The organism is Streptomyces sp. NPDC104096 (assembly GCF_055584385.1).
Genome location: NZ_JBVJMD010000071.1, coordinates 24,732 through 34,500, shown reverse-complemented (window position 1 = coordinate 34,500; position 9,769 = coordinate 24,732). Strand labels below are relative to the sequence as shown.

At 71.9% G+C, this 9,769-nt stretch carries 10 protein-coding genes; all 10 read right to left on the bottom strand.

Features of this window, described 5'->3' with window-relative positions:
• Window positions 1–293 (bottom strand): flavodoxin-dependent (E)-4-hydroxy-3-methylbut-2-enyl-diphosphate synthase (locus ACZ60B_RS38335; RefSeq protein ID WP_469395588.1); only part of this gene is annotated, 293 nt, incomplete at its 3' end.
• Window positions 294–297: 4 nt separating this feature from the next.
• On the bottom strand, window positions 298–1,320 hold the full coding sequence (gene hpnH, locus ACZ60B_RS38330; RefSeq protein ID WP_392608682.1) for an adenosyl-hopene transferase HpnH: 1,023 nt from the start codon (window positions 1,318–1,320) through the stop codon (window positions 298–300).
• A 6-nt stretch (window positions 1,321–1,326) separates the two neighbouring features.
• Complete coding sequence (locus tag ACZ60B_RS38325; protein ID WP_469395585.1) at window positions 1,327–1,968, bottom strand: phosphorylase family protein; 642 nt, start codon at window positions 1,966–1,968, stop codon at window positions 1,327–1,329.
• Window positions 1,968–3,959 (bottom strand): squalene--hopene cyclase, encoded by a 1,992-nt coding sequence (shc, locus tag ACZ60B_RS38320; RefSeq protein ID WP_469395583.1) that lies wholly within the window; start codon window positions 3,957–3,959, stop codon window positions 1,968–1,970. Before shc ends, ACZ60B_RS38325 begins: the two co-directional genes overlap by 1 nt.
• A gap of 116 nt (window positions 3,960–4,075) precedes the next feature.
• Window positions 4,076–5,134, bottom strand: coding sequence for a polyprenyl synthetase family protein (locus ACZ60B_RS38315; RefSeq protein WP_469395594.1), 1,059 nt, complete (start codon window positions 5,132–5,134; stop codon window positions 4,076–4,078).
• A 71-nt stretch (window positions 5,135–5,205) separates the two neighbouring features.
• Window positions 5,206–6,630: a hydroxysqualene dehydroxylase HpnE gene (gene hpnE, locus ACZ60B_RS38310; protein ID WP_469395581.1), complete on the bottom strand. Its 1,425-nt coding sequence runs from the start codon at window positions 6,628–6,630 to the stop codon at window positions 5,206–5,208.
• On the bottom strand, window positions 6,627–6,731 hold the full coding sequence (locus ACZ60B_RS38305) for a DUF6380 family protein (RefSeq protein WP_469395592.1): 105 nt from the start codon (window positions 6,729–6,731) through the stop codon (window positions 6,627–6,629). The genes hpnE and ACZ60B_RS38305 overlap by 4 nt, the downstream gene beginning before the upstream one ends.
• Window positions 6,732–6,766: 35 nt before the next feature.
• Window positions 6,767–7,717: a presqualene diphosphate synthase HpnD gene (hpnD, locus tag ACZ60B_RS38300; RefSeq protein WP_469395579.1), complete on the bottom strand. Its 951-nt coding sequence runs from the start codon at window positions 7,715–7,717 to the stop codon at window positions 6,767–6,769.
• On the bottom strand, window positions 7,714–8,616 hold the full coding sequence (gene hpnC, locus ACZ60B_RS38295; protein ID WP_469395576.1) for a squalene synthase HpnC: 903 nt from the start codon (window positions 8,614–8,616) through the stop codon (window positions 7,714–7,716). The genes hpnD and hpnC overlap by 4 nt, the downstream gene beginning before the upstream one ends.
• 359 nt (window positions 8,617–8,975) lie before the next feature.
• Window positions 8,976–9,755 (bottom strand): ABC transporter ATP-binding protein, encoded by a 780-nt coding sequence (locus ACZ60B_RS38290; RefSeq protein WP_469395574.1) that lies wholly within the window; start codon window positions 9,753–9,755, stop codon window positions 8,976–8,978.
• Between the last annotated feature and the right edge of the window lie 14 nt (window positions 9,756–9,769).

The following is a 9,769-nucleotide window of genomic DNA, read 5'->3' as shown; positions in this document are numbered from 1 at the left end:
TGGATGTCCGCGATCACCGGGATCTGCGACTTGCGCGCGATCGTCGCCAGCGCGTCCGCGTCGTCCTGCGTCGGACACGCCACCCGCACGATCTGGCAGCCCGACGCCGTCAGCTCCGCGATCTGCTGCAACGTCGCACCGATGTCCGACGTCCGCGTCGTCGTCATCGACTGCACCGACACCGGCGCGTCGCCCCCGACGGCCACCGGCCCGACGTCGATCCGCCGCGACGCGCGCCGCGGGGCGATCGGCCGGGCCGGCACCTCGGGAACGCCCAAGGAGATGGCCGTCATGGCATCACTCGCGGTTTCCGGAGACCGTCTCGCGCATGGCGCGCAACGACTCCTTCAGCGATCCCATGGTGGCGAGCACGGCGGTGGGCTCGTAGCCGCAGTGCGCCATGCAGTTGGCGCAGCGCGGGTCCTTGCCGCGGCCGTACTTGTCCCAGTCGGTGTCCTCGATCAGCTCGCGGTACGTCGGCACGTACCCGTCGCTCATCAGGTAGCAGGGGCGCTGCCAGCCGAACAGGGAGTAGTTCGGGATCGCCCAGGCGGTGCACGGGAAGTCGACCTTGCCCTCCAGGAAGTCCAGGAAGAGCGGGGAGTGGTTGAGCCGCCACTTGCGCCGGTTGCCGCCCGCGAAGGCCTTCTTGAACAGCTCGCGGGTCTGCTCCACGCCCAGGAAGTGCTCCTGGTCGGGCGCCTTCTCGTAGGCGTAGGCGGGCGAGATCATCATCTCGTCGACCTTGAGGTCGTCGTTGAGGAAGTTGAGCACCTCGATGATGGTCTGCGGGGTGTCGGTGTTGAAGAAGGTGGAGTTGGTGGTCACCCGGAAGCCGCGCCGCTTGGCCTCCTTGATGGCCGCCACGGCCTCGTCGAACACACCTTCCTTCGCCACCGATTCGTCGTGCCGCTCACGCAGCCCGTCGATGTGCACCGCGAAGGCGAAGTAGGGGGAGGGGGTGAACTTCTCCATCTTCTTGCGCAGCAGCATCGCGTTGGTGCAGAGGAAGACGTACTTCCTCCTGGCCACCAACTGGCGCACGATCTCGTCGATCTGAGGGTGCATCAACGGCTCGCCGCCGGCGATGGACACCATGGGAGCACCGGATTCGAGCACCGCCCCGACGGCCTGCGCGACCGGCATCCGCTGCTTGAGGACGCCTGCCGGATGCTGGATCTTGCCGCAGCCCTCGCACTTCAGGTTGCACGCGAAGAGCGGTTCCAGCTCCACGATCAGCGGGAACTTGTCCCGCTTGCGGAGCTTCTGTTCGGCCAGGTATGTAGCGACCTTGATGGACTGACGCAGCGGCATGGCCATCTGGGCTCACCTCCGGGGGAGCAGCAAAGAACGGTGCCATTCGAAAAACGCGGGAAGTACGGAACGAAGGACGCGGAAGGCCGATATTCCACCGCGTACCGTGCCGATCCGGACGAGTTCATGTTCGGGGGCGTCCACGACCACCCGTACGGCCGCAACCGGGCGCTCGCCCGCCCGTACGGCGCTCAGGAGCGTGGCGGCCGACTCCATGTCGACCGCGATCGCGCCGGTGGCGAGCAGGGCGGACCGCTCCGGCCCGCGGACGACGTGGTCGGAGCCGATGAGCGGCCCGGTGTGGACGGTGCGTCCGGGCAGGGTGCGCGCCAGCTCCTTGACCAGCAGGTCGGTACCCACGCACGGAACGTTTCCGCGCGGGTCCCGGGTCTCCTCGGCGACCACCAGATCGCCGGGGTGCATCCCCGGGGCGAGCCCCGCGCAGAAGCCGGTGGCCAGCACGGCGGCCTCGGTCAGCGGCGCCTCGGCCAGCACCCGGGTCACCGAGCGTTCGGCCGCCCTGGGACCCATGCCCGTACGCAGCACGGTGACCGGGCCGTCCGCGCCGCTGCGGTCGCTGGTCCGCAGCGCGAGGTGCTCGATGCCGAGCGCGCAGGCGATCAGCATCGGGGCCGGGGCGGACTTGGCGCTCATCAGCCCCCCTCGGCCTCGGAGAAGGGATCGCCGTGCAGGTACCGGCCGAGCGCGGTGAGCGGGAACACCTGCCGGTAGAGGTGGTAGTTGATGGAGAAGTCCCAGGGGAAGCCGGTGCCGGTGAAGTACGGCTCGTCCCAGGAGCCGTCCGCCCGCTGGGTGGTCACGAGCCACTCGACGGCGCGTTCCACGGCCTTGGAGGCGCGCTCCCCCGCCGCGAGCAGCGCCATCAGCGCCCAGGCGGTCTGCGAGGCGGTGGAGGCGCCCTTGCCGCTCCACTCCCTGCTGTCCTGGTAGGAGCGCAGGTCCTCGCCCCAGCCGCCGTCGTCGTTCTGGACCGACTCCAGCCACAGGACGGCCCGGCGGATCGCCGGGTGCGCGGTGGGCAGGCCGGCGGCGGTCAGCGCGGGCACCACCGAGCCGGTGCCGTAGACGTAGTTGACGCCCCAGCGTCCGAACCACGAGCCGTTCGGCTCCTGCGCGGCCAGCAGCCATTGGATGCCGCGCCGGGTGCGCGGGTCGTGGGCGAGGCCCTCGACCGCGAGCATCTCGACGACGTGCGCGGTGACGTCCGCCGACGGCGGGTCGACGACCTCGCCGAAGTCGCAGAACGGCAGCCGGTTGGGGAACGGGCTGGTGTTGTCGACGTCGAAGGCGCCCCAGGCGCCGTTCTTCGACTGCATCCCGAGGTTCCAGCGCACCCCGCGTCCGATCGCCTTCTCGACCCGCTCGGGGTCGTGGTGACGGATGCGGCGCAGCGCGAGGACGACCTCGGCGGTGTCGTCCATGTCGGGGTAGTTGTCGTTGTGGAACTCGAACGCCCAGCCGCCCGGCGGGAGTCCGGGCCGCTTGACCGACCAGTCGCCGGGCCGCACGACCTGCTCGCCGAGCATCCAGTCGGCGGCCTTGACGAGTTGCGGATGGTCGGCGGGCAGCCCGGCGTCGGCGAGGGCGATGGCGGCCAGGCAGGTGTCCCACACCGGGGACTGGCAGGCCTCGATCATCCGGGCGCCGTCCTCGCGCCAGACGGCGAACCGGTCCAGCGACTCCAGGCCCGCGCGCATCACGGGGTGCTGGAGGTCGTAGCCGAGCAGGTACAGCGCGATGACCGAGTACACGGCCGGCGGCTGGATGCCGCCCCAGCAGCCGTCGTTCTCCTGCCGTTCGACGATCCAGCGGGCCGCCGAGTTCAGGGCCGCGCGGCGCAGTCGGCGCGGCGCGACCCGGCGCAGCGCGTGCAGGGCCTTGTCGAGCCGCTGGAAGGCGCCGTCCCAGCTCGCCGCCGGGGCCAGCGGTCCGCGCGGGTTGGGACGGGCGGGGTCGGTGTGCAGTTCGTCGAGCGGGAAGGGCGCCGGGCGCACCGGGCGCTTGGCGGAGACGATCGTCAGCGGGACGATGGTCTGCCGGGCCCAGCAGCCGAAGTCGTAGATGTTGAGCGGGACCCACTTGGGGAAGTAGATGATCTCCGGCGGGAGTTCGGGCAGGTCCTCCCACTTCCACCAGCCGAACAGGGCGAGCCAGATCCGGGTGAAGACGCGGGCGGCGGCGATGCCTCCCCGGTCGCGGATCCAGGCCGACGCCTTCGCCATGTGCGGTTCGTCGGGCGCGTCCCCGGCCAGCCGCAGGGCGACGTACGCCTCGATGGTGGTGGAGAGTTCGCCCGGACCGCCGTAGAAGCCGGCCCAGGTGCCGTCCTCGCGCTGCTCGCCCCGGATGAAGAGCCCGGCCGCCTTGGTCGTCAACTCGTCTTCGATGCCCAGGAACTGACGCAGCAGCAGGTCCTCGGCGTCCATCGTGACGTTGGTCTCGAGGTCGCCCTTCCACCAGCCCTCGGCGTCCTGCCTGGCGAGCAGGAAGTCGGTGGCGCGCCGCACGGCGCCTTCGGCGGCTTCTTGTACCCCGGCCGCCGCGGGGATGGTGACGTCGGTTTCGCTGGCCGCGGCAGCACGGGGCGGCAGGGCCCCGGGACTTCCGTCGGTCGTCGCTGTCATGGCTTCCCCTTCGTGCAGTCGTACGAGTCGTGCTGCTGTGGGTCCGCCGTCGGCCGGTGTGCCGCTACCCGCGACACCGGCCGGCGACTACGCGAGGGCTATTCGACCGATAGTGATCATCTCTTTCGTACGACGACGAAGTCGGCGAGCGCCGTGAACCGGGCCCGTACCTGCTCGGGCATGTCGACGGCGTTCAGCGCCTCGATGGCGATGGTGTGCTGCCGGCGCGCCTCCTGGGCGGTCCACTCGCGGCCGCCCGCCTCCTCGATGAGCGCGGCGCGGGCCGCGAACTCCTCCTCGGAGAAGTTCGCGAAGTCGCTGCTCTTGGCGTCGGCGGCGAGGATCTCGCCCAGCCGCGTCGAGGCGGAACCGTCCGCCGCGAGGGCGGCCACGACCGGCAGGGACTTCTTGCGCTGGCGCAGGTCGCTCCAGGTCTGCTTGCCGGTGGCCTCCGGGTCGCCCCAGATGCCGAGGAGGTCGTCGACGGCCTGGAAGGCCAGGCCGAGGTGGTAGCCGTAGCGCTCCAGGGTGTCGGCGGTGCGGTCGTCCGCGCCGCCGAGCACCGCGCCGATGGAGCTGGCGCAGGCCAGCAGGGCGCCGGTCTTGTTGCCCTCCATCTCCAGGCACTCCTCGACGCTGACGCGGTCGCGGTGCTCGTAGGAGATGTCCTGGGCCTGGCCGTCGATCAGGGCGCGGCTGGCGGCGGTCAGGCGGCGGGTGGCCCGGCCGGCCTCGACGGTGCCGAGCTCCAGCAGGACCTCGTTGGCGAGGGCGAACAGGGCGTCGCCGACGAGGATCGCCTGGGCGGGGCCGTGCACCTTCCAGACGGTGTCGCGGTGGCGGCGCTGCTCGTCGCCGTCCATGAGGTCGTCGTGCAGGAGCGAGAAGTTGTGGACGAGTTCCACGGCCACCGCGCCGGGCACGCCGACCTCGGGAGCGGCTCCGGTGACCTCGGCGGAGAGCACGGCGAGCGCGGGGCGTACGGCCTTTCCGCCGTCGCCCGCCGTGGGGTTGCCCTGGGCGTCGATCCAGCCGAAGTGGTAGGCCGAGACGGTGTCCATGGGCGGCGCCAGGCGGTCGACGGCCGCGCGCAGCACCGGTGTGGCCAGGGTTCGGCCGCGCTCCAGGAGCGCGGTCACGTCCACCGCGTCGGCAGCCGTCGAGGCCGGGGGCACAGTGGGCACAGTTTCTCCTCTTGTTGCGGTGCCAGGGGTGCGGGGGCCTGCCGGGCCGTGCTGATCGAGCATCAGGCCGCCTCCTCGACAGCGAAGAGGTGGTGGGGGCGGGGCCGGCCCAGGGCGCCGAGCGCGGCGTCCGCCGCGCTCACACCGCTTCGGACCGCACTCTCCATGGTCGCGGGCCACCCTGTGGCGGTCCACGCGCCGGCCAGGTACAGGCCGGGGGCTCGGGTACGGGCGCCGGGGCGCAGCCGCCCGACGCCGGGGGCGGGGGCGAACGTGGCCGTGCGCTCCCGGGTGACGAAGAAGTCCCGTACGACTGCCGCCCGGGTGCCGGGCAGCAGCCGCTCCAGCTCGGGCAGGTAGCGCTCGCGCAGGGCGGCGACGGGCGCGTCGATCTCGTCCTGCGCGGCCGACTGGGAGAGCGCGAGGTACTGGCCCGCGCGCAGCCCGGAGGCGGCCGTACGGTCGAAGACCCACTGCACCGGGGTGCCGAGGGCCGCGAGGAAGGGGGTGTCGAGCACCTTGCGGTCGTACACGACGTGGACGTTGAGGATGGGCGCGGTGCCGATCTCCAGCAGCCGGCCGGGGTCGTCGAGGGCGCCGGCCGGCAGCAGGTCGTGGGCCTCGCGCTGGGCGGTGGCGAGCACGACCGCGTCGGCCTCCAGCGTCTCGCCGGGAACCTGAACGCTCCACCGCCCGTTTTCGTTGCGGGAGACGGAGGTGACGCGTGTACGGACCTCGGTACGGACGCCCGCGGAGTCGAGCGCCTTGCGGGCGAGGCGGTCGTGCAGTTCGCCCAGCGGGACGTGCGCCCAGCCGATGTCGGCGGCGCCCGGGTCGGACAGCAGACCGGTCTTGAACACCATCGCGGCGAGCCCGAGGGACGCGTCCTGGGCCACCGCGTTGAGGGTGGCGACCCCCACCAGGTCCCACAGTGCCTCGACGGCGCGCGGCGACTGACCGTGCGCGGCGAGCCAGGTCCCGAAGTCCTGGGTGTCCAGGGCGGGATCGGCGAGGTCGAGTCCCTTGAGCGCGAGTGCGGCACGGCCGACCCGGGCCCGCTCGGCGAGCGAGAGATGCGGATACGTCGCCAGGCTGCGGCCGAGATGCAGGGGCACCGGCAGCGCGTCGCGCCGGAGTCTGCCCAGCCGGCGGCCCGCGGGCCGGTCCAGGTCGAGAACGGGCACGTCGAGACGATCCTGCAAGGGTGCCAGCGCGGTCCCCTCGATGCGCTCCAGGAACCACCGGTAGGCGGTGCAGCAGCGCAGGAAGACGTGCTGTCCGTTGTCGACGGTCAGCTCGCCGCGCCGGAACGAGAAGGCGAGGCCGCCGAGTCTGGGCCGGCCCTCCAGCAGGGTGACGCGCACTCCCGCGTCGGCGAGCGCGAGGGCTGCGGTGACCCCGGCCAGTCCGCCGCCGACCACGACGGCGTCCCGCCCGGTCGCCGGTCCGGCGCCCGCGGGCGGCCCGGACCGCTGTGCGTCGCTCATCGTGCACCCTCCCCTGCGGCCCGGTCGCGCCGCTGGAACCGTGCACGACAGGCCGTTGCAGTCAGGGACGCCGCGCCCGGCCGGAGGGTTGCGTGCCGCATTTCCGCGGCGGAGTCACCTTCGCCCACGCTGTCCATCAGGCGCGCCTCCTGAGGGTGCGCCGGGAGACGTGCCGGGCGTCGAGTCCGGACAGTCCGCGCACGGCGACGTAGGCCTTCTCCCGTCCGGGCAGCGAGACCCGGCCGCGCAGCACGGCCCCCGGGTCGCGCTCGATGCGGTCGAGCAGGCGCCGGTAGATGCCGGCCATGGCGGCCACGCAGGCGCCGCTGCGCCGGTCGAGCATGGGCAGCAGCCCGTAGCCCTCGGCGAACAGCGCGCGCGCCCGGCGCACCTCGAAGTGCACCAGGCCCGCGAAGTCGGAGCCCTCGGGCGGTGTCGGTCCGTCGAACCCGGCCGAGCAGCCGAACTTCGCGAGGTCGTCGGCGGGCAGGTAGGTGCGGCCGCCCTCGGCGTCCTCGCGGACGTCCCGGAGGATGTTGGTGAGTTGCAGCGCGAGCCCGAGCGTGTCGGCGTACTCCGGTGCGCGTTCGGCGCCACGCGCGCCGGGCTCGGTGCCGAACACCCCGAGGGAGAGCCGTCCGATCGCGCCGGCCACGCACCGGCAGTAGACCTTGAGGTCGTCCCAGGTCTCGTAGGTCTCGCCGCGTGCGTCCATCTGCACGCCGTCGATCAGCTCGTCCAGGCCGCCCAGCGGGATCGGGAAGGCGCGGGCGGCATGGGTGAGGGCGACGGCCACCGGGTCGGTGTCGTCCTCCTCGACCGCCCCCTCGCGGATCCGGGTCAGCAGCGCCCGGGTGTCCTCCAGACGGGCCACCTTGACGTCGTCGGCCAGCGAGCCGTCGCCGATGTCGTCGACACGGCGCGAGAACGCGTACAGCGCCGACATGGCACGGCGCTTGGGCGTCGGCAGCAGCCTGATGCCGTAGGCGAAGTTGCGCGCCTGCTGTCCGGTCACTGCCTCGCAGTAGCTGTAGGCGGCGAGTACCGGTGCGGACACGTGCTGTTCCGACTCCACGGCCCGGATCACCTCTCTCCTCGCAGAGTGACGCCCGCCTCGCGCAGCAACTGGAGCTTGCCGGGCTTGGGCGGGCCGGGAAGTACGTCGTATTCGGCGGCGGCGATCGCTCGGACCGCCGCCCTTCCCCCCGCCACGAACCCCGCGAGCAGCAGCCTCAATCTGCCGTGGACGCTACCCACCAGAGGGGCGCCTTCATTCAGGAGATCGCGGGCGCGTTGTGCTTCGTATGCGACCAGTGCGCGCACCGATGCGCCCGCGGTGGCCGTGGCGAGATCCGCCTCCCGGACGTGAAAGCGCTTCATGTCCTGTGCGGGCAGGTAGATGCGGTCGCGGCCGAGGTCCTCGGTCACGTCCTGGAGGTGCTCGACGATCTGCAGCGCCGTGCAGATCGCGTCGGAGCGGCGGATCCGCTCGGGGGTCGAGGTGCCGGTGACGGCGAGGACGAGGCGTCCGACGGGGTTGGCGGACAGCTCGCAGTAGGCGAGCAGGTCGTCATGGGTCTCGTAGCGGCGGACGAGCTGGTCCTGGCGGTTGGCGGCGATCAGGCCGAGGAACGGCTCGGGGGTCAGCGCGTGGCGGCGGACGGTCGGCTGGAGGCGGCGCAGCAGGGGGTGGCGCGGGGTGGCCTCGAAGACCCGGTGGAGGTCGGCCTCGAAGGCGTCCAGCAGGACGAGCCGGTCCTCGGCCGCCTCGGCCGACACGCCGAGCAGCCGGGCGTCCGCGCCGCCGGGCGCGAGGTCGCCGTCGCCGATGTCGTCGACGAGACGGGCGAAGCCGTAGACGGCCATGAGGTCGGTGCGCCAGGCCCTGGGCAGGAAGAAGGGGGCCACGGGGAAGTTCTCGTCCGCGGCCTTGTCGAGCGTGCCGCGCTCCGGGTCCCCGGTGCGGGCCGTATCGGTTCCCGTCACCGCCGACTGCCCCGGGCGAAGACGGCACATGCTGCGCTGAGCTGGGGAGTTTCCGTAGCCATTGCCGTCACATCTCCCGTTCTACACCGACGACCCCATGCATACTATTTCGGACACGCCGCCCGGCCGTCCGCGCGGCCACCCGCAAAGAGGCTGTCGCGCATTATCGCCCCACTTGCCGTGTTTCGGGACCAGTACAGCTTACGTTGTACAACGCGGTGCGGTTCTCGGGGGTGTCCTGCACATCACAACAACACACCGATTGACGTCAAGATTCCTGCGCCGGGCCGGAGTTGACGTTTCCTTTGCAGACGCGGGGCCCCGCCGGACAGTTCCGGCGGGGCCCCGGGCGACACGGACTACTTGCCCGTGAACTTCTCGTACTCCTTGAGGACCTCGTCGGTTGGTCCGTCCATCCGCAGCTCGCCGCGTTCCAGCCACAGCACGCGGTCGCAGGTGTCGCGGATGGACTTGTTGCTGTGGCTGACCAGGAAGACCGTGCCGGCCTCCTTGCGCAGCTCGCGGATGCGCTCCTCGGAGCGGATCTGGAACTTGCGGTCGCCGGTGGCCAGCGCCTCGTCGATCATCAGGACGTCGTGGTCCTTGGCGGCGGCGATGGCGAAGCGCAGCCGGGCGCCCATGCCGGAGGAGTAGGTGCGCATCGGCAGGCTGATGAAGTCGCCCTTCTCGTTGATGCCGGAGAAGTCGACGATCGACTGGTAGCGCTCCTTGATCTCCTCACGGGACATGCCCATGGCGAGACCGCCCAGGATGACGTTCCGCTCGCCGGTGAGGTCGCCCATCAGGGCCGCGTTGACGCCGAGCAGCGAGGGCTGGCCGTCGGTGTAGACCCGGCCGCTCTCCGGCGGCAGCAGACCGGCGATGGCCCGCAGCAGGGTCGACTTGCCCGAACCGTTCGAGCCGATCAGACCGATGGCCTCGCCCCGGTAGGCGACGAAGGAGACACCCCGTACGGCGTGCACCTTGCGCACCCCCCGCGCCTCGCCGCGCTTGACGATACGGCTGAGCGCGGCGGTGGCGCTGCCCTTGCCGGACTTGGCGCCGCTGACCCGGTACACGATGTGCACGTCGTCCGCGATCACGGTGGGCCGGTCGTCCCGGCGCTCCTGCTCAGCCACGGCCGTACCTCTCC